Below are 25,280 nucleotides of genomic sequence, written 5' to 3' on the forward strand. Positions count from 1 at the left end.
AAAGGGGTTGAGCCATGGGATATTTCGCGGATCGCGTCGTGGCGGTCACCGGAGCGGGGTCGGGTATCGGCCGGGAATTGGCAGTGGCGCTGGCCGGCGCGGGGGCGTGGCTGGCGCTGTCGGACAAGTCGGCGGAGGCCGTCGCCGAGACCGGGAGGCTGTGCGCGGCCGCGGGCCGGGAGCCCGCGGTGAGCGCGGTGGACGTCACCGACCGCGCGGCCGTGTTCGCGTACGCGGAGCGGACCGTCGCGCGGTTCGGGCGGGTCGAGGCGCTGTTCAACAACGCGGGCATCCTGCACGTCGGCAGCGTGCTGGAGTCGCCGTTCAGCGACTTCGAAGAGGTGATGGCCGTCGACTTCTGGGGTGTGGTCAACGGAACGAAGGCGTTCCTGCCGCATCTGCTGGCTGCCGAACGCGCGCATGTCGTCAACATCTCGTCGGCGTTCGGGTTGGTGGCCGTGGCGCGGCACGCACCCTACACCGCGGCCAAGTTCGCCGTGCGCGGCTTCACCGACTCGCTGCGCCAGGACATGCGGGCGGCGGGCGGCACCGTGCGGGTCACCGGGGTGTATCCCGGCGGGGTGCTCACCGGGATCGCCCGGTCGGCGAGGGTCGCGCCGGGCGTCGACGCGGCGCAGGTGGTGCGCCGGTTCGAAGGACAGGTGGCGCGGATGAGCCCGGTCGCGGCGGCGCGGACCATTCTGCGCGGCGCCGCCCGCGGCGAGGCGAAGGTCCTCGTCGGACTGGACGCCGTCGTTGTGGACCTGGTCACAAGAATCGCCGGGTCGTACCACGAGAAGGTGCTGGACATGGTATTCCGGTCCTGACCGCTCTCAGGGTACGCGGTCAGAGATGGGAAATGGCGAAATGAGAACTGTCAGAACGTATCTCACGTTATGGCGGACGGGTGAGGCGTCGCGCCGCACCGGCGGCGGGCCGTGGAGGCCCGCTCGGTGACGAAATGGATTCTGCTCGAGTGTTTCTCCGGTAGTCCCGGACGCGTGATCGCCTTGGGGTCCACACCGAAGTCGTTCGTGCCGCTGGCCAACATCCTGCGCAACCCGCTGTCGCTCGCCGACGCGGAGTCGGCGCTGTGGCAGGCGTGTGCGACCGGTGTGCCGGTCGCACAGGTCTCCGACGACGGGCGGCGCACGGTGCGGGCCGAGCCGCTGCTCATCACGCCGCGGCAGGCGCATGCCGTTCGACTGTGGGTGGGTCCGGTGCGGGAGCCCGTCCTGGCCGCGGACCCGATGGGCGCGTGGTATTTCGACCTCACGACCAACCGCTCGGTGCGCAGCGTCGACCTGCTGGACCTGTACGGTGTCGCGCCCGAGAACCGGGCCGCCGAGCTGGCCATCGCCAGTGCGTTCACCCGGCTGGTCACCAACCGCGACGAGAGCGAGGCGCTGGCCAAGATCGTCAACTCGGCGCCGGGCACCGAGCACCAGGCGGTCTGGACCATCCGTCGGGACGACGCCGCGCTGCGCGCCGGGCATTTCGCCTGCCGGATCGTCGTCGAGCCGGATGACACCGGCGTGCGTCACGTGCTCCTGCGCGGCGTGACGCAGGACATCGGCGCGGCCACCGCGGTCGCCGCCGCGCCGCCGCCGACGATCCTGGAGTACACGGTGCTGGAGGCCGCCACCGAACCCGGCGAGTACCGCGCGATCGTCAATCTGCGGTCGTTGCGGTTGATCCGGTGGATCGGCGCGCCGATGCCGGACATCGCCTGGGAGGATCTGCCGCAGCAGCCGAGACCGCAGATCCACCCGGACGATCTGGAGGCCGCGAAGGCCATGTCGCGAGAGCTGGCGCGGCATCGCACCGAGGGAACGGTGCGCCTGCGCCGGATCGACGGTGGTTGGCAACCGGTACGAATACGGGCCGCGTTGATGGCGCTGGATCAGCACACCACGGCCGGATTGGCCACGGTCACCGCGGAGTGAACCGCCGTGACCGTGGCAGGCGAAGTCATTGGCGCGGCAGATCCAGCTCGGCCATTTCCTTCTCGATCGCGTTCGCGGCGAAATCCACGCCGCGGGAACGTAATTCATGTACCCGGCGCTGGAGTGCCTCGACTCCACCGGGTTGGGCCGCGATGTCGGCCACGCTGATCCGGCCCTTGGGCCGATGCACACCCGACTGCACGTACGACACCGTGATACCTCCTGCCTGCACGCTCACCCGCCCACCGACCCGGGTGGGTTCACCACTGCGCTACAAGTCGCACGACAACCGTGTCGACAGGAGAGCCCGGGTCGCCGGGCACGCTGGCTGAATGCTATCAGCGAACCTTACTGGACACTTGATCAGTGTGTCCGGTATCACACCTCATTTGCCGTGCGATGTTGAGCTGTATTTGCTAGGTAGACAGACGCATTCAGGCGAATGCGATCTTGTTCCTCGGCGCGCAGCTCTCGGCGTACCTTGCCCGGTACGCCCGCCACGAGTGAGCCGGGCGGAATCCGCGCGCCCTCCGGGATCAGTGCGTTGGCCGCGATCAGGCTGCCCGGCCCGACCACGGCGCCGTTGAGGACGGTGGCGCCCATGCCGACGAGCACGTCGTCGCCGATGGTGCACCCGTGCAGGATCGCGTTGTGTCCTACCGAGACTCCCGCGCCAACGGTCAGGGGGAAGCCGGGGTCGGCATGCAGCACGCAGCCGTCCTGGATATTGCTGCGCGCGCCGACCTCGATCGTCTCCAGGTCACCGCGCAGTACGGCGCTGTACCAGACGCTGACCTCGGCCCCGAGCCGCACGCGGCCGATCACGGTGGCGTTCGGCGCGAGCCACGCGCTGTCCTCGATATCCGGCGCATAGTCGCCCAGCTGAATCCGCATGGTCACGAACTTAACCGCGCCCCCTGGAAGCCGGCGCGGTGGGCGGCGGGGCTGGTGCCGAGGAGGCGGTGGAAGTGGTGGCGCAGGCTCACCGCCGTGCCGAACCCGGTGTCGACGGCGATGCGTTCCACGGTGTCGGCGGTGGATTCGAGCAATAGCCGCGCCCGGTCGGTGCGCTGGAGCAGCAGCCACTGTTGCGGGCTGCTGCCGGTGCGGTCGCGGAAGCGGCGGGTGAACGTGCGCCGCGACATGAGTGCGACCCGCGCCCAGCTGTCCAGGTCGATCGGGTCGCCGAGACGTGTTCGCGCCCACACCATGGCGCGTTCGATCGGATCGTCCTCGGCGGCGTCGGGGACCGCGATCGGGATGTACTGTGCCTGCGATCCGCTGCGGTGCGGTGCGGTGACCAGCGCTCGGGCCAGCTCGGTGGCCGCTTTGCTGCCCAGATCGCCGCGGACCAGGTGCAGGCAGCAGTCCAGGGCCGCGGCCACGCCCGCCGACGTCACGACATCGCCCAGGTCCGTCCACAGCGTGTCGGCGCGGACGCGGACCGCCGGAAACGCGCGGGCCAGTTCGGCGGCGGCGGCCCAGTGCGTTGTCACCTCGCGCCCGTCGGCCAGCCCGCTGGCGGCCACCGCCCACGAGCCGAGGCACAGCCCGACGATCCTGGCGCCGCCGGCGTGGGCGGTGCGCAGCGCGGCGCGCACTTCGGCGGACAGTCGCGTTCCGGGCCGCCAGCTCGGGATCACGATCGTGTCGGCGCGGGCCAGCGTGTCGAGTCCGTGCCGGACATTGATGTCGAAACCGGCTGGAGTGCTGTAATTCCCGGGCCGCTCGGCGCACACGTCTACCTGATACGGCGCGGACCCGTCGATTCCTATCCGCCCGAAAACCAGGCTGGGCACCGACAAATGGAAGGGACTGATCCCGTCGAACGCGAAGACGGCTACCGTGCGCATGGCCCGATCTTAACGATAAGCGGCTCCCGGGCCACTGTTGACCGGTGCGCGGGCCGGACAGGATCGACGACATGAGCGACACGATCGAAACCACCGCCCTCGAAGTCCTGCACGTCGGCGGGCCGACGCTGCGGTTGCGCTACGCGGGGCGCACTTGGCTGACCGACCCCACCTTCGACGAGCCCGGCGACTACCCGGGGCGCGTCACGCTGCACAAACTTGTCGGCCCCGCAGTGTCGCCGCGAGAACTCGGCCCGGTGGACGTCGTGCTGCTCTCCCACGACGAACACCCCGACAACCTGGACAGCTCCGGCCAAGAATTCCTCCGTACCGTGCCGACCGTACTGTCCACGCCCGGCGCCGCGACTCGCATCGAGGGCGTGCGCGGACTGCAGAACTGGGAGACCGTGACGGTGCGCGGAGTGCAGGTGACCGGCGTGCCCGCCCTGCACGGCCCCGAGGGCTGCGAACCGTTCACCGGATTCGTCACCGGGTTCGTGCTGCGGGCCGAAGGAGAGCCGACGGTGTACGTCTCGGGTGACAACGCCTCCGTCGACGTGGTGCGGCGGATCGCCGAGCGAATCGGGCGCATCGATGTCGCGGTGCTCAACGTGGGCGCCGCGAACATCGGCCACTTCGGCGACGCCGACCTCACGTTGAACGCGCGCACCGCGCTGCTGGCCGCCGAGGTGCTCGGCGACGCCCTGATCGTGCCGGTGCACGGCGAGGGCTGGGCGCACTTCAGTGAGTCGCTCGACCATCTCAGCCGGATATTCCGCTACGCCGGTCGCGGGGATCAACTGCGCATCCCGCCCTTGGGACGGGCGGCCGCCGTGAGACCGCAGTCGGCCGAGCGCGGTGCCACGCTCAGCTGAGCAACGTGCCGAGAAACCGGCTCGAAGAGCGGACGCGGATGGTCGTCATGCGCGACCGGCGCGTCGCTCGTGGCGTCGGCACGTCGGCGGGGCCACGATGGCGGTATGAGGATCGGAGTACCACGGGAGGTCAAGGAGCAAGAGTTCCGGGTAGCCCTGACTCCGGCGGGCGCCGGGGAGCTGGCCGGGCACGGACACGAGATTGTGGTACAGGCGGGCGCGGGCATCGGATCGGGGTTTCCCGACGTCGATTACGCCGCGGTGGGGGCCCGCTTGGTCCCGGACGCCGACCAGGTGTGGCGGGAAGCGGAGCTGGTGTTGAAGGTGAAGGAACCGATCGCGCAGGAGTATCCGCGGATGCGCCATGGGCAGGTGCTGTTCACCTTCCTGCACTTGGCGGCTTCGCGCGAATGCACCGATGCCGTGTTGCGGTCGGGGATCACCGCCATCGCCTACGAGATGGTCCGTGCGGCCGACGGGTCGCTGCCGCTGCTGGCCCCCATGAGCGAGATCGCGGGCAAGCTGGGCGCCCAGGTCGGCGCCTATCACCTGATGGCTCCGCTCGGCGGCGCCGGACTGCTGCCCGGTGGCGTCCCCGGCGTGCGCCCGGCGGAGGTGGTCGTGCTCGGCGGCGGCGTCGCGGGCTCGAACGCGGCCGCGGTGGCCGTGGGCATGGGCGCGCGCGTCAGCGTGCTGGACACCGACCTTCGCCGGTTACGCGAACTCGACGCCCGCTTCGACGGTCGGGTCACCACCGTCGCGTCGAACACCACGGAGATCCGGCGCGCGGTGCTGTCGGCCGACCTGGTGATCGGCGCGGTGCTGGTACCGGGCGCGCGAGCGCCGAAACTGGTCTCCGACGAGCTCGTCGCGGGCATGCGCCCCGGCGCGGTGCTGGTGGACATCTCCATCGACCAGGGTGGCTGCTTCGCCTCCGCGCACCCGACGACGCACGCGAATCCGACTTTCCGGGTGGCGGACGCGCTGTTCTACTGCGTCGCCAATATGCCGGGCGCGGTACCGCACACCTCGACGATCGCGCTCACCAACGCGACCCTTCCCTACGTGCGGGCGATCGCTGGTCTCGGCTGGCAGGAGGCGTGCGCCGCGCGCCCCGATCTCGCCCACGGACTCACCGCGGACGCCGGGCGACTGCTTTCCGGCGAAGTAGCCGCCGCGCACGGCTATTCCAGGCCGCTCGGCGTCGCGGGCTGACTACTCCTGTTCGGTGCGTCCCTCGCCCAGATACCAGTCGGGCTCACCGGTGGTGGGCAGGTCGCGCAACTTGTCCGGGTTACGGACCACGTCGATGGCGACGATGTGGCCGTCGTCGACGGTGAAGGAGAAGACGCCGGTGTGGGTGCCGTCGAAGACCACCAGCCCCGGCTGGCCGTTGACCAGCACCGCGCGGCCCCACCCGCCCACAGCCGACGGCGCGTGGTACCAGCCGAGCAGCAGCTTGGCCACGAGTTCGGCGCCGTGCACGGGCTGCCGGATCGCGGGCACCTTGCCGCCGCCGTCGGCGGTCAGGCTCACGTCCGAGTCGAGGACGCCGAGCAGAGCGCCGAGATCGCCGGAGCGCCAGGCCAGCGCGAAGGCCGACACCACCCTCTTCTGCTCGTCGGGAGACGCGGGGAAACGCGGGGTGCCGTTCTCGACGTGCTTGCGCGCCCGCGAAGCGAGCTGGCGGACGGCGGCCGGGGTGCGGCCGACCACTTCGGCGACCTCCGGGCCGCTCATGCCGAAGACGTCCTGGAGCACGAACGCGGTGCGCTCGGCAGGGGAGAGCGACTCGAGCACGACCAGCAGGGCTGTGGTGACCCGCTCGTCCTGGGTGATCCGGTCGGCGGGGTCCTCCCAGCTGGTCACCTCCGGCTCCGGCAGCCATTCGCCCACGTACTGTTCGCGGCGCACGCGCGCGGAGCCGAGGTGGTCGAGGGCGAGACGGCCGGTCACCGTGGACAGCCACGCCCGCAGGTTGTCGATCTCACCGGCGGCGCCCGCCTCGTACTGGCGCTGCAACCGCAACCACGCCTCCTGCACCACGTCGTCGGCGTCGCTGAGGCTGCCCAAGGTGCTGTAGGCGAGCCTGCGCAGATACGGCCGGTGCTCCTCGAACCGCCTGGCCAGCTCGGCCTGGTCGATGGGCTCGGAGGAGGGCTGCTCGGAAGTCACTGCTGTTCGCCGTTCGTCGTTCGGCCCCCGCCGGGGCGAGTTCATGGATGCGTCACCAGGTCGACGACGCAGGGGCACCGAGTGTGACACGGCGCCGACAGCGCGAGCCGTGTGCACGGCCGCGGGCGGGCACCCGTTAACCTCGCCGGGTGCAGAAGGGGACCTCCATCGCGGTCGGGTTGCTGCTCGGATTCGCACTCGACCGGGTGTTCGGTGACCCGCGACGGTGGCATCCGGTCGCCGGATTCGGCACGGCGGTGGCGGCTTTGGAGTCGGTGACCTACGCCGACCGGCGGGCGGCGGGGCTGGCGCACGAGGCGCTTGCCATCGGCGCGGTGGTCGGGCTCGGCCTGGCCGTGCGGCGCGGCGGGGTGACCGCGACCGCCGCCGCGACCTGGACCGTGCTGGGCGGACACAGCCTCGCGCGGACCGGGCGCGTCATGGCCGACCGGTTGTCCGCCGGTGATCTGGACGGCGCTCGCGCGCTGCTGCCTTCGCTGTGCGGCCGCGATCCACAAGCGCTCGACGCGGACGGGCTCGCCCGCGCGGCCCTGGAGTCCATCGCCGAGAACACCTCCGACGCGGCCGTTGCCCCGGTCCTCTGGGGGGCCGTGGCGGGCGTCCCGGGGTTGCTCGGGTACCGCGCGGTCAACACGCTCGACGCGATGATCGGCTACCGCAACGCGCGCTACCGGCGTTTCGGCTGGGCCGCCGCGCGCGTCGACGACGCGGCCAATTTGCTCCCGGCGCGCGTCACCGGGCTGCTCACGGCCGCGCTCGCCCCGCTGATCGGCGGCCGCCCCGCAGCGGCTCTGCGCGCTTGGCGCCGCGATGCGGCCGGGCATCCCAGCCCCAACGCGGGGGTGGTCGAAGCGTCGATGGCCGGGGCGCTCGGCGTCCGGCTGGGTGGCCGCACCGAGTATCCGCACGGCGTGGAAATGCGCCCGCTGCTCGGCGACGGTCCGGCTCCTACCGTCGACGACCTGCGCCGCGCCGTCCGCCTTTCCGAGGCCGTGCAGCTCGCGGCCACCCTGCTCGCCGCCGTCGTAGCCGCGACGAGGCGCTGAGCGTTCGTCGCGGTAAGCGCTCGCCGCGCGATGCGGACCCCAATAGGCTTCCGGGGTGCGCATCGAGCTCATGGCCATCGTCGTGGCGGAGTACGACCCGGCGATCAGCTTCTTCGTCGACTCGCTGGGATTCGAGCTGCTCGAGGACTCGCCCGCACTCACCAATGACGGCCGCTCGAAACGGTGGGTCGTCGTAAGGCCGCCCGGTGCGCAAACGGGCATCCTGCTGGCCCGGGCCGACGGTGGGTCGCAAGCCGCCGTGATCGGACAGCAGGTGGCGGGCAGGGTCGGGTTCTTCCTGCGGGTCGACGACTTCCAGGCTGCGTATGACCGGATGGTTTCGCGGGGTGTCGAGTTCGTGAGCGTGCCCCGCGGCGAATCGTATGGGCGGGTGGCGGTCTTCCTCGACATCGCGGGGAATCGGTGGGATCTGCTCGGTCCGGATCAGCCGTAGTGCTTCTCCAGCGTGGAGCCACAGCCTGTCGACAGTGTTCGCGGCGAGAAGTCGCGCCGGATCATCCCCGGCCGCGGCCGTAGCGGTCGGCGAGGCGAGCTTCCGTGGTCGGTGCGGCGGGTGCGCTCGGCGTGGTCGCCGAAGCCGGGGCCGATCGGGCTGGTTCGGCGGCGGACGCGCCGGGCTGCTGCGCGGTGGAGGCCTTCTCTTTCCTTCGTTCCCGGATCTCGGCGTAGACGAAGTAGCCGAGACCGAGGGGAGCCATGATGCCGAAGGCGAGCCATTGCAGGCCGTAGGAAAGGTAGGGGCCCGCGTCGAGCCGGGGGAGTGGGGTGGGTGTGAACGCGCCCGGCTGGTTCTCGCTCAGTTGCAGGTAGCCGCCACGCTCGCCGCCGGTGGGAACGGGGGTGAGGGGCTGTTGCAGAACCGTCGATTCCTGGGTGACGTCGATGGAGTACACCTGGCGATAGCCGTCCTGGACGCTGGGGTCCTTACCCGGCGTGACGCCCTCGGACATCCGGATCCGGGCCTCGACGCGCTGCGGCCCGGCGGGTGGCTCGGGAATCTGCGGCGGGCGCGTCCCGTCGACAGCTGACACCAGCCCGCGGTCGACCAGCAGCACGCGACCGTCGTCCAACCGGAAGGTCGCGAGCACCGCGTATCCCGGAGAGCCGTCGAGGTGGCGCAGCCGCACCAGCACCGTCGAGTCCGGCACGTAGCTGCCGGAAGCGGTGACACGTCGCCACTCGGTGTGCGCGGCGCTGCCCGGATCGGACAGCACGGTGGTGACGTCCACGGGATCGGCCTTCACCGACTCGGCGATCAGCTCGTTGCGATGCGAGGTGGCCGTGTTCTTGCCGAGTTGCCACGGCGCGAGCACGGTGAAGCACAGGTAGGCGAACGCGGCGACCAGCATGGCCAGGATCAGCCAGCTGGGGCGCAACAGGAAAGCGAGCCTGCGCATCACGGTCGCTCGTCGGGGACCAGGCGCGGATCGGGCGGTTCGGCGGCGGCGCTCAGTTCGGCGCGCACCCAGTCGAGCAGGCCGGGGACGGCGGCCTCGATCTGGGCGCGCACGAGTTCGAAGTCCGCCGCGTCGCCGTAGTAGGGGTCGGCCACGTCGTGACCGTCGGCGTCCGGGTCGAAGGCGCGCAGCAACCGCAGCCGTTCGGCGGGGATGCCGAGGCGGGCGAGGTCGCGCTGATGCGAGCGGTCCAGGGCGATGACCAGGTCGGCGTCGCGGTGCTCGGCGCCGAACAACGCGGCGACGTGGCCGGTCGGGTATCCGTATCTACGCAGGGTGGCGCTGGTTCTCGGGTCGGCGTCGGCCCCGACGTGCCACGAACCGGTGCCCGCGCTGCTCACCCGCACCCGGTTGGCCAGTCCGGCCCGGTACAGGTGCGACGCGAAGATCTTCTCCGCCATCGGAGAGCGGCAGATGTTGCCGGTACAGACGAACGAGACGTGCAGCTGGCCCACGCCTGCCATTCTGGCCGGTCCGGATACCGGACCGCCACGTAGGGTGTGGTCTCGTGGCCGAGCACACCGTCGATCGCGCGAAACTGCGTCACCACGGCGACGTGGACGCACGTGCGGGCATGCTCGATTTCGCGGTGAACGTCCAAGGCGCCGCGCCGCCGCAGTGGCTGCTGCGGCGGCTGGCCGCGCGGTTGTCCGAGCTGGGCCGCTATCCGAGCGCCGAGGACGCCGACGCCGCCCGCCGCGCGGTCGCGGCCCGGCACGGCCGCGCGCCCGGCGAGGTGCTGCTGCTGGCGGGCGCCGCGGAAGGCTTCGCGATGCTGCCCCGCCTCGCGCCGCGCTCGGCCGTGGTGCTGCACCCGTCGTTCACCGAGCCGGAACTCGCGCTGCGCGAGGCGGGCGTCCCCGTGACCAGGGTGGTGCTGGGACCGCCCTACCGGCTGGATCCCGCCGCGGTGCCTACCGGGGCCGACTTGGTGGTGCTCGGCAACCCGACCAACCCGACCTCCGTGCTGCACTCCGCCGAGGCCATCCGGGCACTGCGGAAGCCGGGCCGCCTGATCGTGGTCGACGAGGCCTTCGCCGACGCGGTGGTGGGCGAGCCGCACTCCCTCGCCGCCGATCCCGCCCCCGACCTGCTCGTGCTGCGCAGCTTGACCAAGACCTGGGCGCTGGCGGGTCTGCGCTGCGGCTACTTCCTCGGCGCACCCGACGTGCTCGCGCGCCTCGACCACGGGCGGCCGCACTGGCCGCTGGGCACCCTGCAACTGGAAGCGATCACCGCCACCGCGAGCCCGGCCGCCGTGGCCGAGGCCGAGCGACGCGCCGAGGCTCTCGCCGTGGCTCGGACCGCGATGATCGAGCGCCTGACCGCCCTCGGCGTCGACGTCCACACGCCCGCGGACGGACCGTTCCTGCTGCTGCGCGTCGCGGACGGTGAACTGCTGCGCAAGCACCTGGCCGTCCAGGGCATCGCGATCCGCCGCGCGGACACCTTCCCCGGTCTCGGCCCGGACCATCTGCGCGTCGCCGTTCGCGGCGCCGAGGAGGTCGATCGGCTGGTCGCCGCGATCCGGTCGGCGGATGCGCGGTGAGCGCGGGGAATCGTTCGCGCCGGTGGGCCGTCGTGCGAACCTCCGAGCTGGAGGCGTGGGGCGGAGTGCGCGCCGGGGTCGCGATGCGCATGCTGTGCGGGCGGGGGCGTGTCCTGCGCAGCGAAGTCGCGGGAGCGGACCGCGGGCGGTTCCGGAACCCGGCCTCGGGCCGGTACCGAACGAATCAGTGCAGGACCGAAGCGAAGGAAGGTGGACGATGACCACGCTCGCGGATCTCATCGGGGTGCTGGACGCGGCCTACCCGCCCGCGCTGGCCGAGCCGTGGGACTCGGTCGGCCTGGTCTGCGGTGACCCCGCCGAGGAGTTGACCCGGGTGCTGTTCGCGGTCGACGCGACCGAGGCGGTCGTCGACGAGGCGATCGATTGGCGCGCGCAAGCTCTAGTGGTACACCACCCGCTGCTGCTGCGCGGCGTCGACACCGTCGCGGCGAGCACGCCGAAAGGCGCGCTGCTGCACCGGCTGATCCGCTCCGGTTGCGCGCTGTTCACCGCGCACACCAACGCCGACTCCGCCGACCCCGGCGTCTCCGACGCGCTCGCCGCGGCACTCGGCCTCACGGTGACCGGTCCGCTGGACGCGAAACCAGAAGAAGCCGTGGACAACTGGGCGATTCAGGTGCCACATGCCCACGCCGACGCAGTGCTCGCCGCACTCTTCGCCGCCGGTGCGGGCGGGAGCGGGAACTACCGAGACTGCGCGCTGCGAGTGCCCGGGACGGGGCAGTTCCGGCCGATGGCCGAAGCGAACCCGGCGCACGGCACCGCGGGCGAACTCCAGCACGTGGAGCAGGACCGGATAGAGGTGATCGCCCCGCCCTCGGCGCGCTCGGCCGTGCTCGCCGCCCTGCGCGCCGCCCATCCCTACGAGGACCCGGCCTACCACATCAGCGAACGCGCCCAGCTGTCCTCGGCGCGCGGCATCGGCCGGGTCGGCACCCTGCCGGGACCGGAATCGTTGCGCGCCTTCGCCGATCGCGTGGCTCGTGCACTCCCGCACACCGCGTGGGGCGTGCGCGCCGCGGGTGATCCGGACCGCACCGTCCGCACCGTCGCGGTGTGCGGGGGAGCGGGCGACTCCTACCTGAGCCGTGCCGCCGGGCTCGGCGTCGATGTCTACGTCACCTCCGACCTGCGCCACCATCCCATCGATGAGCACCTGCGCAAGGGCGGTCCCGCGGTGGTCGACGCGGCACACTGGGCGACCGAGTTCCCGTGGTGCGCACAGGCGGAAGCATTCGTCCGGACTGCCCTGCCGGATCTGGAGACCAGGGTGTCCACACTGCGCACCGACCCGTGGACGGTACACGCCCCGAGCTGACCGCCGAGCGTCCGATGCCGTTGTCCCGGCGGCGAACTGGCGACGGCGTGTCGGGGCGTGTCCGAGCCGGACCGGGACAGGTTGGCGGATTGCGTGAATCGAGTAGTTCGCGCGGGGTACAACTACCGCATGAACTTCCCGGTTGATTTCGGGCTCGTGCAGATCGGGCTGATCCTGCTGCTGGTCGTCGGTGTAGCGCTGATCGTCTCCGGCCTGATCGCCGCGCGCCGGGTCGGGATGCGGGCATCGCTCGCGCGCGGTACGGGCGGGCTCGCGCTCCTGCTGGTGGCGGCGGTGCTGCTGTGGATCGCGACCCTGGTGCAGACCTACCTCGGGCTGACCGGCGAGATCAAGGCGGCGCACGTGGTGGCCCAGCCGGTGGCCGGGCAGGAACACCAGCTCGACGTCGACCTCACCTTGTACGGCGACGACAACCACCCGGAGCAGCGCCTGACCTACCGGGTCGAGGGCGACATGTGGGTGCTGCAAGCGGGCATCGTCGAGCTGGAGCCGTGGGTGAACGCCCTCGGTTTCCACTCCGGCTACCGGATCAGCCGCCTGTACGGCCAGCGCCTCGACGGCGTCGCGACCACGCAGAACCAGATCTTCCTCAACGACGGCGACCGCGACTTCTTCGCCGACATGCGCGAGGGCCGCTGGTGGACCCAGCCGTTCGTGCGCTCCGCGTACGGCAACGCGGTGATCGCGGTGCCCGGCGAATACGACGTCTACATCTCCCGGGACGCCATCAAGACTCGCACCGTCGGCGGCTGACGGCGGTCCGCCGATCCGGCGGGGTACGGTTGAACACCAGTCTCGTCCACCCCGTCCAGGAGTTTGTCCGCATTGAATGTCGAACCCCCGATCCAGGCCGAGCTGCTCCGGCTCGCCGCCGTCGACGCCGAGCTGACCCGGATCGCGCACCGTCGCACCGTGCTGCCCGAGCAGCAGGAGGTGGCCCGGCTGGAGGCCGAGCGCAACGCGCACTCCGACGCCGCGGTGGCCGTGGAGATCGTGCTGGACGACCTCGACCGCGACATCCGCAAGCTGGAGGGCGAGGTCGACGCGGTGCGCAAGCGCGAGGACCGCGACAAGGACATGCTCACCGCGGGAACGGTGAGCGCCAAGCAACTTTCGGAGATCCAGCACGAGCTCGGCAGCCTGGAGCGCCGCCGCTCCGTGCTGGAGGACGAGTTGCTCGAGGTGATGGAACGGCGTGAGGCCTCCGCTGCCGACCACGAGCACGCGGGCGCGCGGTTGAGCAAGACCGACGAGGAGCTCGCCACCGCGCGCAGGCATCGGGACGAAGCGCTCGCCGATCTGGACGTGGCACAGACACGCTGCGAGACCGATCGCGCGGGCTTGGTGGCCAAGCTGCCTGCCGACCTGCTCGCGATCTACGACCGGCAGCGGGAACAGCACGGCGTCGGCGCGGCGCTGTTGCAGGCGCGCCGCTGTGGCGCGTGCCGCATCGAGCTCGATCGGGGGGAGATCGCGCGCATCGCCAAGGCCGCCCCCGACGCGGTCGTGCGGTGCCCGGAGTGCGGGGCGATCCTGGTCCGGACCAAGGAATCGGGGCTGTGAGCTCGCCGGGATCGGGTGATCAGGACGTGCGATGAGTTTCTCGGAGGTGATCGTCGAAGCCGACGGCGGTTCGCGGGGCAACCCCGGTCCGGCCGGCTACGGCGCGGTGGTCTACGACGCCGGACACGTCCGGGTGCTCGCCGAGCGTCGTGAGTTCCTCGGCACAGCCACCAACAACGTCGCCGAATACCGGGGGCTCATCGCCGGATTGGAAGCGGCGGCGGAGCTGGGCGCCGAGTCGATCGTGGTGCGCATGGATTCCAAGCTGGTCGTCGAGCAGATGTCCGGTCGCTGGAAGATCAAGCACGCGGCGTTGATCCCGCTCGCCGACCGAGCCCGCAGGCTGGCCTCCGGGTTCGCGCGGGTCGGCTACACCTGGATCCCGCGCGCGGAGAACTCGCATGCCGACCGGCTGGCGAACGAGGCCATGGACGAGGGCACGGGCCGTGCCGCGACCGTGGACACGCGGCCGACCGAGGCCGCCGATCCGGCTCTCGCGGTCGCCGAGCACGACCGGCCGAGCTGGATCGATGAAGTCAGGGACACCAGCGCCGAGCAGTCCGAGGCCGCCGGGCAGGGCCCCGGCTGGACCGGCGCGGTCGGCCGTCCCACCCGGTTGCTGCTGCTGCGCCACGGCCAGACCGAGTTGTCGGTGCAGCGGCGCTATTCCGGTCGTGGCAACCCACCGCTCACACCGCTGGGCCGGGAGCAGGCCGCTCGCGCCGCGAAAATGCTCGCCGTCAAGGGCGGTATCGCCGCGGTGGTCAGTTCTCCGCTCGGCCGGGCCAGGGAGACCGCCGAGGCGGCGGCCGCCGCTCTCGGAGTACCGGCCGAAATCCACGACGGGTTGATCGAGACCGACTTCGGCGAGTGGGAGGGACTGACCTTCGCCGAGGCCACGCAACGCGACCCCGAACTGCATGCTCGCTGGATCGGCGACCCCACCGTCGCCGCGCCCGGCGGGGAGAGCTTCGAAGAGGTCCGCGTGCGGGTCGACGCGGTTCGTCGCGACCTGCTCGAGCGGTATCCCGGCGCCAACGTGGTGGTGGTCAGTCATGTGACCCCGATCAAGACCCTGCTGCGGCTGGCGCTCGATGTCGGCCCCTCACTGCTGTACCGATTGCATCTGGATCTGGCGTCGCTATCGATAGCGGAGTTCTATCTCGACGGCGGGTCCTCGGTGCGCTTGGTGAACGATACGTCCTACCTCTGAGAGTGCCGCCCGGCCCGAATCGAGGGCGAACACGGTGCGCGGAGGGCGAATTATGCCCCATTGCAACACATTTGCGTTTCACAATCGCGTGATGCGGTGAATCTCACTTCAACTCTGCCTTGCGCGCCCAGTAGCGGTAGGCTTCCGGACGGTCAGGCACAGGCGTCCTAGCTGCCTGCCTGGTCGGGGTCGACGCAGTGACCTCGGTCAGTGCTGCTCAGTGGGACGGTTTCTCGCGGGCAGCGCCGCCCGTCGGCCGCGTCGCGGTTGGAAGCACCTGTGCCGTCGAGTGGTTCGATGAGAGTGCAGGTTCGATGAGCAGTCCGATCAAGGTTGTCGTTCTCGGGGCGGGGATCGGAGGACTCACCACCGCGGCCGCCCTGCGGCACGCGGGTTTCGGCGTCGAACTATACGAAGCGGGTCCCGAATTGCGGGCCCAGGGCTTCGGACTTTCCGTGCAGGCCAACGGCATGAACGCACTGCGCACCCTCGGCCTCGGCATCGATGAGCAACTGCTCGAACGCGGCGGCCGGGTCGAGACCTTCCGTTTCTGCAACCCCGACGGCAGTCCCATCCGGGTGCTTCCGGTGCACCGGCTCGACGCCCAGCTCGGCGCCCCCGCCGTGGCGCTGCACCGCACCGACCTGCACGACGTGCTGCTGCGCGCGATCGGCGACACGCCGACTTTCGTCGGCGCGCAGGCCACCGGCTTCGTCGACGACGGCGAGCACGTGCGCGTCGAGTTCGCCGACGGCCGGGTCGCCCAGGGCGATCTGCTCGTCGGCGCCGACGGTATCCACTCGGTGGTACGCGCGCAGTTGCACGGCCGCGCCGAGCCGCGCCCCGGCAATTTCGTCTGCTGGCTGGCCTGCATCCCGTTCGAGCATCCCAATGTCGCGCGCGGGCTGTCGGCGCACTTCTGGGGCACCGGAATGCGTTTCGGCATCCACGACATCGGGCACGGCCGCGTGTACTGGTGGGGCACCAAGACGCTGCCCGCCGACGAGGCCGCGAACTGGCAGGGTGGCAAGGAAGACCTGCTGCGCCTGTACGCGGACTGGGCGCCGGAGGTGCGCGCCTGCATCGAGCAGACCGACGAGGCGGCGATCCTGGCCGTGCCCGCGCAGGACCGCCCGCCGCTGCCGCAGTGGGGCCGCGGCCGGGTGACGCTGCTCGGCGACGCGGCGCACCCGATGCTGCCCAGCCTCGGCCAGGGCGCCAACGCCGCCATCGAGGACGCTGTGGTGCTGGCGAGCGTGCTGCGCAACTCCCTGGATCCGGTCGCGGCCCTGCGCCGTTACGAGAAGCTGCGCGCCGACCGCACCGCCATGTTCGTCAACGGGTCGGCTTCGCTCGCCAAGATCGAGCAGACCACCGACCCGCGCCTGGTGCGGGTGCGCGACACCTACTTCCGGCACGCGCCTACCGAATTCTTCCTGCGCGAGCTCGGCAAACCGATGTCCTTCCCGGCGCCGGAGGGGCCGACCGCCCGGCTGCCGCGCCCGCTGTCGCCGGTCGAGCGCTGGCACTGGATCGCCGATCAGCTCGCGCCGCTGCACATCCTGTCGCGCGTGCGGATCCGTGGGCACGTCGAGACCGAGCAGATCCGCGCCGGGTTGGACGAGGTGCAGCGCCGACATCCGCTCCTGCGGGTCGCCGTCGCCGCCGAAGCCGACGGCACCGCACCGCGTTTCGTGCCGGTGGGGGCGCCGATTCCGCTGCGCGTCATCGAATCCGAGGACAGCACGAACTGGCTGACCGAGGTCGACGCGGTGGAACTGCGCGAGCCGTTCGACTGGCGCACCGGCCCGCTGGCGAGGGCCGTGCTGATCAAGGAGACCGATGGCACCAACGAGCTGATCGTCACGCTGCACTATGCCATCGCCGATGGCGAGAGCGCGCTGTCGGTAGCCAAGCAGGTGCTCCAGGTAGCCGCCGGGGACACGGGCGACTTCTCGCCCGCGCCGGTGCGGCCAGGACCGGAGGAGCTGTTCCCGGCGCGCTTCCAGGGCGCGGGCGGTGCGCTGCGCACCGCGAGTTCGTTTCTGCGCGACCAGAAGTCGCAGCTGCGCAAGCCGCGCCGACTGGAGCCCACCTCGCTGGCGCCGCCCGCGCAGCGGCGCAGCCGGGTGGTGCACCGCAGCCTCGACGCCGACCGGCTCGACGCGCTCACCGCGGGCTGCGCCCGGCACGGCGTCGGCTTGCAGTCCGTCCTCTCGGCCGCGCTGCTGATCGCGGCGGCCAGGGAAGCGGGCACCGAGAAGGCCGCCTGGTACACCGTGGGCAGCTCGGTCAACTTCCGCGAGCATCTCGACGGCGCCGCCGGCGACACCGAAGTCGGCACCTACCAAGGCATGATCGCCACCCCGGCGAAGTACGCGCCGTGGGCCTCGCTGTGGGAGATCGCCGCCGAGATCGAGCGCGAGTACGGCGCGCGGATGGACCGGCGCGATCATCTGTCCGCGTTGAACCTGCTGAAGGTGGCCGCGCCGAAGTCGGTGGCCGCCAGCGCGTCCACGGTGAAACTCATGGACACCCGCGGCCCGGGCCACCTCTGTATGACCTACCTGGGCGACTACCCCTTCCCGGACAAGATCGGCTCCTGGCAGCTGGAGGGCGCGCAGTTCGTCTCCGGCATGTCCGTCAGCGGTTTCATCATGGCCACCGCCAACGCGACGCACAACGAGCTGTCGTTCAACATCGGCTACGTCGAGCCCGCGGTATCGCGTGCGCGAGCCGATCGTCTCGCCGACGAGAGCGTGCGCGCGCTGCTGTCGGCCTGCTGACCGGCCCGCATACACGACGAAACAACAGCAGAGTCGCGGCATCGGCGAAGCCGATGCCGTGATTCGCGATATCGATAACTGGATAAGTGTGGTAGCAGCTTTGCGTTTCAGTGATCAGGGTGGGCTTGGTTAGATCCGCGCACGGCCGGTGCCGCGACTGTCGCGATAGGAGTGACTGTGACATCCGAACCGAGTGCTACTTCCCAAAGACCTCCCGAAGCCTGGCCCGTCAGCGCGTATCAGCGAGATGTGTTGTCGGTTGCCTACAGGTATGCCCCGGCGCCGGTCACCAGAAACGCCTACTGCGCGTTTCTGGACGAGCCGTTCGATATGGCCAGGTTGCGGGCTGTAGTGCGCAGGACGATGCTCGGTGACGACGCGCTGCGCTTGCGGTTCGAGTTCTCCGAAGGCCGCTTCTGGCAGTGGGTCTGCGACGAACTACCCGAGGTGGAGCTGGTCGATCTGAGCTGGGCGTCGGATCCCGCCGCGGCCCGCAGGGACTGGGTGAACCGGGCCAACGTGACGCCGTCGCCGCCGCGGCAGCCGTTCCGGATCGCCGCGCTGGTCGACGGTCCCGACCATTTCCATCTCTACGTGGCGATGCACCACGCGATGATCGACGGCTGGGGCGTGAACGCGCTGTGGAGCGCCCTGGTGGACGACTACAGCCGCACGGATCTGCCGCTGGAACTGCTCGCCGAACCGGATCCGGTCACCGAGCAGACCGACCGCGGTGTGGCGACCTACCGGAAGATCGCCGCCGAGCACGAGGAGTATCTGTCCTCTCCGCAGTGGGTGGCCGATCGTGACGCGCTGGTCCGCCGTTTCGAGGGAGTGGTCCCCGCTCTGTTCTCCGGCCGGGCGAGTACTCCGAACGTGAACCGGGGACGTCGGCGCGTGGTGGTGGAACCGGCTTTCCTCGACCGGATTCGCGCGACCGGCTTCTCCGTCTTCGCGTTCACGGCTTCGGCGCTGGCCGCTTACCTGACCACCATCCACCGCTCCGAGGAGGTGGTGATCGGGGTCCCGATGCTCAACCGGCACAGCGCGGAGACCTTCCGCACCGCCGGGCACCGGACGAACGTGGTGCCCCTGCGCATCCGGGTGGACCCGGCGCAGCCGCTGTCGGCGGTCGCGTCCGAGGTGGCCGCGCAGATCCGGGAGCTGAAGCGCTACGAGCGTTTCCCGTACGGCGACCTGGCCCGCGCCCTCGGCAGCGATCCGACCGCGCCGCCGCTGTTCGACGTGGCGTACTCCTACATCAAGATGCCGTCGTCGGATCACCTCGACAAGATCCTCGGCACGCTCGACATCGTCAATCCGGGCACCGTGCTCGAGGCGCTGAACATCCTCGGCGTGGAGCACGCGCGCGACGGGTCGCTCAACCTCCAGCTCTACTACGACCGGGACGTCTTCGACGAGAACTTCCCGTTCGGGTCGGTCGTGCGCGGCATCGGCGCGCTGCTGGTGGCGGCGCTGGAACAGCCCGGCCTGCCGATCTCGGCATTGCCGCTGATGCCCGCGCGCGAGCTGGCCGCGATCGCCGCGTTCGAATCCGGTCCGCGCGAACAGTTCCCGTACACCACCCTCGACCGGCTGTTCGCCGACATGGCCGCGTGCCATCCGGATCGGGTGGCGATCGAACCGGTCGTCGGCTCGGGCGAGCAACCGGTGCGCTACGCCGAACTATCCGCTCTGGCAGACGGATTCGCCGCCCGGCTGCGCACGCTGGGCGCGACCGGCAACGAATGCGTCCCGGTCGTGCTGCCCCGCTCGACGGAGATGCTCGTCGCGATCTTCGGCGTACTGCGGGCCGGCTGCGCGTACGTGCCGCTGGATCCGGACTTCCCGTCCGCGCGCATCGAAGCCGTGCTCGCCGACTGCGGGGCTCGCTTCGTGGTGGCCGGGCCGCAGCATCGAGCGGTCTTCGACAAACTAGGCGTCACCAGGATCGGGGTGGCCGACACGGTTCCGGCGCGCGGTGTCGAAAATGTCTCGCACCCCGCCGACCTCAGCTATCTCATCTACACCTCGGGTTCCACGGGCGTGCCCAAGGGCGTGATGATCGAGCACCGGTCGGTGGTGAACCGACTGACCTGGATGCAGCGGCGCTACCCACTGCACGCGTCGGACGTGATCCTGCAGAAGACGCCGGCCACCTTCGACGTGTCGGTGTGGGAACTGTTCTGGTGGGCGATCACCGGCGCCCGGGTGGCGTTGCTGGAACCGGGTGGCGAGCGCGATCCGCGCCGCATCGCCGACGCGATCGCCGTGCACAGCGTGACCGTGCTGCACTTCGTGCCGTCCATGTTGACCGCGTTCGTCGCCGAGCTGACGGCCGACCCATCGACGGTCGCGCGGATCGGCAGCGTGCGGCGGGTGTTCTGCAGCGGTGAGGCGTTACCGCCGGCGCTGGTGCGCCGGTTTCACGCGGTCTTCGCCGCGGCCGGGGTCACAGCGCCGCAACTGGTCAACCTCTACGGCCCGACCGAGGCCACCGTCGACGTCTCCTACTTCGACTGCCCTCCCGACGACCCGCTCGACGTGGTGCCGATCGGCCGTCCCATCGACAACATCGACCTGCTCGTGCTCGACCACATCGGTCGCCGAGTGCCGGTCGGCGTGCCGGGGGAGTTGAACATCGCGGGCGTGGGCGTGGCCCGCGGCTACCGCGGCAGGCCCGAGCTGACCGCGGCGGCGTTCGTCGACGATCGCGCGGTGCCCGGGCGACGCCGGTACCGCACCGGCGATCTGGCGCGCTGGCTACCGGACGGCAATCTCGAGTACCTTGGTCGCTTCGATGACCAGGTGAAGATCCGCGGCAACCGAATCACGCTCGGAGAAGTGCAGAACGCCATGCTCGGTTGCTCCGGGGTGCGCGCGGCGGCGGTGGTGGACGAGATCTCAGAGGCGCACGGCGTGCAATTGGTCGGCTATTTCGTCGGGAGTGACGTCTCCGGCGAGGAGATCGCCGAGCAGCTCGCGGCCAGGTTGCCCCGCTACATGGTGCCGTCCCGGTTGATCCGGGTGGACCGGATCCCGCTGACTCGCAACGGGAAGCTGGACCGGCGCGCACTCGCCGAGCAACTCGTTCTCGGCCACGGCGCCGGGCAGGTCGTGGGCGGTGCGCCGCGTACCGAGGTGGAGGCCCGGCTCGCGCAGGTCTGGCGCACGGTGCTGGGCGTCGAGTCGATCGGCGTGCACGACAACTTCTTCACCAACGGCGGCGATTCCATCCTCGCGCTGGCCGTGCGCACCGCCGCCGAACGCGCCGGGCTCTACTTCGACGTGGACGCCTTCTACCAGGCGCCGACCATCGCCGAGCTGGCCCGTGTCGTGCGCGACGATCGGCACGCGGGCCGCGCGCGCGTCGTGGCCCCCTTGGAGACGGTGCCGCTGATCGACCGCGCGGCGCTGTACCGGGTCGAGGACGCTTTTCCGGCTACGGCCCTGCAGCTGGGCATGCTGTATCACAGCATCGAGCGCGCCGACTCGGTCACCTACAAGGACGCGTTCCGCTACCGGCTCGAAATACCCTGGGACGCCGCGCAGTTCCGGGAGGCCGTGGACCGGCTGGTGCGGCGTCAACCCGCGCTGCGCTCGTCGTTCGAACTGAGCAGGTACTCGATCCCGTTGCAGGTCGTGCACCCCGCGCCGCCCTACGAGCTGGAGATCGTCGACCTCGGTGATATCGGCGAGGCGGACGGCGAAGACTTGATCGAGATATATCTCCACGAGCGCACGCACGCCCCCTACGACTTCTCGGTCGCCGCGCTGTTCGCCATCCGGGTGTTCGTCCGTCCCGGGCCACAGGAGCCGGTCGGCACGGTGGACCTGGTGCTGAGCTTCCACCACGCGATCCTGGACGGCTGGAGTGTCGCCACGTCGGTGCTGGAACTGCTGCTGGACTACCTGAACCACCTCGGCATGACCCAGACCCGGATCGAGGCAACACCGCACCCGGCCACCGTGCTCGCCGAGTACGCGCGGGCCGAGCAGGGCACGGCGCACGACACCGCGGCCCGCGAGTATTGGCGCACCGCCCTCGCCGGGGCCGAACCCACCGCGCTCACCGCGCTCGGGGTGCACCAGCCGGTCGTCGCGGGCGTGCCGCAGGCGCGTGCGCTGGTGCCGCGCAGGCTGGCCGAGCGGGTCTCGGCGTTCGCCTCGCGCCACCAGATTCCGGAGAAGTCGGTCTATCTGGCCGCGCACTGCCTGGCGTTGCGGGCGCTCACCGGGCGCACGGACATCACCACCGGCGTGGTCAGCCACGGTCGCCCGGACCGTGCGGGCGCCGAGCGGGTGGCGGGGCTGTTCCTCAACACGCTGCCGATCCGATTGGACGCCACCGCGTCCACCTGGCGCGCGGCGGTGGAGCAGATCGCGCGACGGGAACGCGAGGCCTATCCGTTCCGCCGTTACCCGCTGCGGTCGATCCTCGCCGACGGCGGGCCGGTCTTCGAGACGGCGTTCAACTTCGTCAACTACCACGTCTTCCAGCCCATGCTCGTCCTCGACGGCGTGCGCCTGCTGGGCTTCGACGCCCGGGAGGAGACCAACTTCCAGCTGCTGGTGACCGCGGCGACCGATCCGCGCGACGGCCGGATGTGGTTGCGGGTCGACGGCGATCACACGCTGACCGCCGAGCAGTGCGAAACCGTCGCGCTCACCCAGTTGCGCATGCTGGCGGGCATCGTCGCCGACCCCGACGCGCCGATCGACCGTGGCGTCGGCCCCGCGACCGCCCGCGACGTGGGCACGCTGGTGGCCGAGGCCGCCGCGCTCGCTCCCGCCCGCGTCGCCCTGGCCGGGGACGACGAGTCGGTCACCTACGACGAGATGATCGAACGCTCCGACCGGCTGGCGCGACGCCTGCTCGGTCACGGGGTGTCGCCGGGCGACCGCGTCGGCATCCTGATGGGCCGGCGTCCGCAGCTGGTGCTGCTCGTGCTCGCACTGACCAGAATCGGCGCCGCGTGTGTTCCGCTGGACGTCAGCTACCCGCGGGCCCGGCTGAACCTGATGATCGACCGCGCCCGCCCGCACCGGGTGATCGCCGACGCCGCCTATCGCGACATCGTCGACGACGCCGCCTTGGTGCTGGACGCCGTCACGCTCTTCGACGACTCCGCACCCGAGGCGGAGGTGGATCTGCCCGATCACATTCCGCCCGACGCGGTGGCCTACGTGCTGTTCACCTCCGGGTCGACCGGCGAACCCAAGGGCGTCGCGATGCCGCACCGCGGCTTGACCTCCCTGGTGGACTGGCAGAGTCGCGCGGCCACCGGCACCGGGCTGCTCAGCACCCTGCAGTTGGCGCCGTTGAGTTTCGACGTGTCGTTCCAGGAGATCTTCACCACCCTCGCGGCGGGGTCCACCCTGCGGGTGAGTTCGGCCGACCTGCGCTCGAATGTCGAGCAACTGCTGAACACGGTGGTGGAGGAGGGCATCGAACGGCTGTTTCTGCCGTACGTGGCCCTGCAGGCGTTCGCCGAGGCCGCCGTGGGCCGGCGGATGTTCCCGACCGAGTTGAAGGTGCTGATCTCCTCCGGGGAACAACTGCGCATCACCGACGAGATCCGCGCTCTGTGCAAGGTGGTCCCCGGCCTGGTGCTGGAGAACCAGTACGGCCCCACCGAATCCCACGTCGCGACCAAATTCACGCTCGAGGGTCCCGCCGACGAGTTCCCCGCGCTGCCGCCCATCGGCCGCGCCGTCGACGGCGACACCGTGGAACTGCTCGACAGCGCGCTGCGCCCGGTGCCCGACGGCGTGATCGGCGAGATCTATCTCGGCGGCCGCACCATCGCCCGCGGCTACGAGGGCAGGCCCGCGCTCACCGCGCAGCGTTTCGTGGCCACGCACGCGGGCGGAATCCGCTACCGCACCGGCGATCTGGGTGTCCGCCTGTTCTCCGGCGATATCGTCTGCCTGGGCCGCAGCGACAGCCAGGTCAAGATCCGCGGATTCCGGGTGGAGCCGGCCGAAGTCGAGTTGTGCATCCTGAGCCTGGTCGAGAAGTTCCCCGGCATCACCGAGGCCGCCGTGGTGGCCCGAGGCTTCGGCGGCATCGATGGTTCGCTGGTCGCGTTCCTGGTCGGCGCGGCCGAGCAGACCGACCTCGCCGCGCTGCGGCACGATTTGCGTTCGGTGCTGCCCGCGCACATGGTGCCGTCGCGGTTCGTCTGGCTCGATGAACTGCCCCGCACGCCCAGCGGCAAGCGTGACGACGCGACGCTGCGCGCCTACGGGGAAGACGTCACTGATTCGGTGGTGGCGCGGCGCGAGCCTGCCGACGAATACGAGCGTTCGGCGGTCGGCCTGCTTGCCGAGTACGCGGGGTTGCGTGCGATCGGCGTGGACGACGACTTCTTCGCGTCGGGTGGCACCTCTATCGGCGCGATGCGCGTGGTGATGGCCCTGTCACGCCGGTGGGGCGTCGAGGTGCCGCTGGACGCGTTCATCGGCGCGCCCACCGCCGCCGGGCTCGCCACGCTGGTGCGGGCGGGTGCGGTCCAGCGCACGTTCGACCCGCTGGTGCCGATCAGCGTCGGCGGCGCCAAGCCGCCGCTGTTCCTGGTGCACCCGATCGGCGGAAACGTGCTGTGCTACCTGGCTCTGGCGCGGCACCTGGATCCGGACCGTCCGGTGTACGGGTTGCAGGCGGCCGGCGCGGACTCCGGTAGCGCGCCGGAGAAATCCATTCCGGCGATGACGGAGTCGTACCTGGAGGCGGTGCGGCGGGTGCATCCGGTCGGTCCCTATCACTTGGCGGGCTGGTCGTTCGGCGGCTATGTCGCCTTGGAGATGGCCCGCAGGCTCCCCGAGCACGAGGTGTCCAGCGTGACGCTGCTGGACACGATGGCGCTGCGCCCCCGCACCCGCACGCCGATCCCGGAAGAGAAACTCATCCGGTGGTTCTTCCTCGAGCTGCTGTGGTATGCGCGTGGAAGCCAGTCCGCCCTGGTCGATTTCGAACCCGACGTGCACAATTCCGAGGAGTTGTTCGCGGCGATGCTCGAGGAGTCGGTGCGGTCGGGCATCCTGCCCGCCGACAGCTCGCCGCAGGCGATCCGGCGGCTCTACGAGGTGTTCTTCGCAAATTACTCGGCGATGCTGGACTACAAGCTCGAACCGTACGAGCGCGACATCACGCTGCTGCGCGCCACCGAGGGCCTGCCGCCGGGCGTCGACCTGGCCCACCAGACCGTCGGCAGCATGTTCGACAGCGCCGACAACGGCTGGAAACAGTACGCGGCGCGCCGGTTCACGGTGATCGACGTGCCGGGCGATCACCTGAACATGATGACCGAGCCGAACATCGGCGAGGTGGGGTTGCGGCTGGACGAAATACTGTCGGCGGCCGACCCGGACCTGGACCGCGAGTGGGACGAATCCATGCTGGACGCCTGAGG

At 70.7% G+C, this 25,280-nt stretch carries 19 protein-coding genes; 13 read left to right on the forward strand and 6 right to left on the reverse strand.

Features of this window, described 5'->3' with window-relative positions:
• The first annotated feature begins 14 nt into the window (after nucleotides 1-14).
• On the forward strand, nucleotides 15-827 hold the full coding sequence (locus M8859_RS28710) for an SDR family NAD(P)-dependent oxidoreductase (protein ID WP_249645087.1): 813 nt from the start codon (nucleotides 15-17) through the stop codon (nucleotides 825-827).
• A 126-nt stretch (nucleotides 828-953) separates the two neighbouring features.
• Nucleotides 954-1,946, forward strand: a complete 993-nt coding sequence (locus M8859_RS28715; RefSeq protein WP_195070151.1) for a GAF domain-containing protein — start codon at nucleotides 954-956, stop codon at nucleotides 1,944-1,946.
• A gap of 25 nt (nucleotides 1,947-1,971) precedes the next feature.
• Here M8859_RS28715 and M8859_RS28720 read toward each other — a convergent pair whose 3' ends face one another.
• From M8859_RS28720 to M8859_RS28730, 3 genes are all read right to left on the reverse strand, one after another.
• Complete coding sequence (locus tag M8859_RS28720) at nucleotides 1,972-2,184, reverse strand: hypothetical protein (RefSeq protein WP_249645088.1); 213 nt, start codon at nucleotides 2,182-2,184, stop codon at nucleotides 1,972-1,974.
• 140 nt (nucleotides 2,185-2,324) lie between these two features.
• Complete coding sequence (locus M8859_RS28725) at nucleotides 2,325-2,840, reverse strand: gamma carbonic anhydrase family protein (RefSeq protein WP_159927317.1); 516 nt, start codon at nucleotides 2,838-2,840, stop codon at nucleotides 2,325-2,327.
• Nucleotides 2,841-2,842: 2 nt separating this feature from the next.
• The gene (locus M8859_RS28730) at nucleotides 2,843-3,799 is read right to left on the reverse strand and encodes a GlxA family transcriptional regulator (protein ID WP_249645089.1); all 957 of its coding nucleotides are present in this window, start codon (nucleotides 3,797-3,799) and stop codon (nucleotides 2,843-2,845) included.
• A gap of 71 nt (nucleotides 3,800-3,870) precedes the next feature.
• On the opposite strand from M8859_RS28730, the gene M8859_RS28735 reads away from it, so the two are divergent.
• The gene (locus M8859_RS28735) at nucleotides 3,871-4,674 is read left to right on the forward strand and encodes an MBL fold metallo-hydrolase (protein ID WP_249645090.1); all 804 of its coding nucleotides are present in this window, start codon (nucleotides 3,871-3,873) and stop codon (nucleotides 4,672-4,674) included.
• A 105-nt stretch (nucleotides 4,675-4,779) separates the two neighbouring features.
• On the forward strand, nucleotides 4,780-5,889 hold the full coding sequence (gene ald, locus M8859_RS28740) for an alanine dehydrogenase (protein ID WP_249645091.1): 1,110 nt from the start codon (nucleotides 4,780-4,782) through the stop codon (nucleotides 5,887-5,889).
• Here ald and sigJ read toward each other — a convergent pair whose 3' ends face one another.
• Nucleotides 5,890-6,849, reverse strand: a complete 960-nt coding sequence (gene sigJ / locus M8859_RS28745; RefSeq protein ID WP_223517376.1) for an RNA polymerase sigma factor SigJ — start codon at nucleotides 6,847-6,849, stop codon at nucleotides 5,890-5,892. It lies immediately after the preceding gene.
• A gap of 149 nt (nucleotides 6,850-6,998) precedes the next feature.
• On the opposite strand from sigJ, the gene M8859_RS28750 reads away from it, so the two are divergent.
• Entirely contained in the window at nucleotides 6,999-7,916 is a 918-nt protein-coding gene (locus M8859_RS28750; RefSeq protein ID WP_249645092.1) for a cobalamin biosynthesis protein, read from the forward strand.
• Between the two features lie 55 nt (nucleotides 7,917-7,971).
• Complete coding sequence (locus tag M8859_RS28755; RefSeq protein ID WP_159927305.1) at nucleotides 7,972-8,370, forward strand: VOC family protein; 399 nt, start codon at nucleotides 7,972-7,974, stop codon at nucleotides 8,368-8,370.
• A gap of 61 nt (nucleotides 8,371-8,431) precedes the next feature.
• Here the strand turns inward: M8859_RS28755 and M8859_RS28760 are convergent, their stop codons facing one another.
• Both M8859_RS28760 and M8859_RS28765 read right to left on the reverse strand, forming a co-directional pair.
• The gene (locus tag M8859_RS28760; RefSeq protein WP_249645135.1) at nucleotides 8,432-9,334 is read right to left on the reverse strand and encodes an SURF1 family cytochrome oxidase biogenesis protein; all 903 of its coding nucleotides are present in this window, start codon (nucleotides 9,332-9,334) and stop codon (nucleotides 8,432-8,434) included.
• A complete protein-coding gene (locus M8859_RS28765; RefSeq protein ID WP_249645093.1) occupies nucleotides 9,334-9,858 on the reverse strand; it encodes a low molecular weight protein-tyrosine-phosphatase in 525 nt (174 codons plus the stop codon). Before M8859_RS28765 ends, M8859_RS28760 begins: the two co-directional genes overlap by 1 nt.
• 44 nt (nucleotides 9,859-9,902) lie before the next feature.
• On the opposite strand from M8859_RS28765, the gene cobC reads away from it, so the two are divergent.
• From cobC to M8859_RS28800, 7 genes are all read left to right on the forward strand, one after another.
• A complete protein-coding gene (cobC, locus tag M8859_RS28770) occupies nucleotides 9,903-10,943 on the forward strand; it encodes an Rv2231c family histidinol phosphate aminotransferase CobC (protein WP_195140150.1) in 1,041 nt (346 codons plus the stop codon).
• Between the two features lie 217 nt (nucleotides 10,944-11,160).
• Entirely contained in the window at nucleotides 11,161-12,282 is a 1,122-nt protein-coding gene (locus M8859_RS28775) for a Nif3-like dinuclear metal center hexameric protein (RefSeq protein ID WP_249645094.1), read from the forward strand.
• A 129-nt stretch (nucleotides 12,283-12,411) separates the two neighbouring features.
• Entirely contained in the window at nucleotides 12,412-13,056 is a 645-nt protein-coding gene (locus M8859_RS28780) for a hypothetical protein (RefSeq protein ID WP_159927287.1), read from the forward strand.
• Between the two features lie 72 nt (nucleotides 13,057-13,128).
• Nucleotides 13,129-13,866 (forward strand): zinc ribbon domain-containing protein, encoded by a 738-nt coding sequence (locus M8859_RS28785; RefSeq protein WP_159927285.1) that lies wholly within the window; start codon nucleotides 13,129-13,131, stop codon nucleotides 13,864-13,866.
• Nucleotides 13,867-13,897: 31 nt separating this feature from the next.
• On the forward strand, nucleotides 13,898-15,079 hold the full coding sequence (locus tag M8859_RS28790; RefSeq protein WP_159927283.1) for a bifunctional RNase H/acid phosphatase: 1,182 nt from the start codon (nucleotides 13,898-13,900) through the stop codon (nucleotides 15,077-15,079).
• 314 nt (nucleotides 15,080-15,393) lie between these two features.
• Nucleotides 15,394-17,865, forward strand: coding sequence for an FAD-dependent monooxygenase (locus tag M8859_RS28795; protein ID WP_195070158.1), 2,472 nt, complete (start codon nucleotides 15,394-15,396; stop codon nucleotides 17,863-17,865).
• A 249-nt stretch (nucleotides 17,866-18,114) separates the two neighbouring features.
• Complete coding sequence (locus M8859_RS28800; RefSeq protein WP_249645095.1) at nucleotides 18,115-25,278, forward strand: non-ribosomal peptide synthetase; 7,164 nt, start codon at nucleotides 18,115-18,117, stop codon at nucleotides 25,276-25,278.
• Nucleotides 25,279-25,280: the final 2 nt, after the last annotated feature.

This window comes from Nocardia sputi (genome assembly GCF_023501985.1).

Bases quoted from the DNA above. Each gene is read 5' to 3' on its own strand.
- M8859_RS28765 (WP_249645093.1), bottom strand. From the start codon at position 9,858: ATGGCAGGCGTGGGCCAGCTGCACGTCTCGTTCGTCTGTACCGGCAAC.
- M8859_RS28790 (WP_159927283.1), top strand. From the start codon at position 13,898: ATGAGTTTCTCGGAGGTGATCGTCGAAGCCGACGGCGGTTCGCGGGGC.
- M8859_RS28775 (WP_249645094.1), top strand. From the start codon at position 11,161: ATGACCACGCTCGCGGATCTCATCGGGGTGCTGGACGCGGCCTACCCG.
- M8859_RS28710 (WP_249645087.1), top strand. From the start codon at position 15: ATGGGATATTTCGCGGATCGCGTCGTGGCGGTCACCGGAGCGGGGTCG.
- M8859_RS28735 (WP_249645090.1), top strand. From the start codon at position 3,871: ATGAGCGACACGATCGAAACCACCGCCCTCGAAGTCCTGCACGTCGGC.
- ald (WP_249645091.1), top strand. From the start codon at position 4,780: ATGAGGATCGGAGTACCACGGGAGGTCAAGGAGCAAGAGTTCCGGGTA.
- M8859_RS28780 (WP_159927287.1), top strand. From the start codon at position 12,412: ATGAACTTCCCGGTTGATTTCGGGCTCGTGCAGATCGGGCTGATCCTG.
- M8859_RS28730 (WP_249645089.1), bottom strand. From the start codon at position 3,799: ATGCGCACGGTAGCCGTCTTCGCGTTCGACGGGATCAGTCCCTTCCAT.
- M8859_RS28760 (WP_249645135.1), bottom strand. From the start codon at position 9,334: ATGCGCAGGCTCGCTTTCCTGTTGCGCCCCAGCTGGCTGATCCTGGCC.
- M8859_RS28795 (WP_195070158.1), top strand. From the start codon at position 15,394: ATGAGCAGTCCGATCAAGGTTGTCGTTCTCGGGGCGGGGATCGGAGGA.
- M8859_RS28725 (WP_159927317.1), bottom strand. From the start codon at position 2,840: ATGCGGATTCAGCTGGGCGACTATGCGCCGGATATCGAGGACAGCGCG.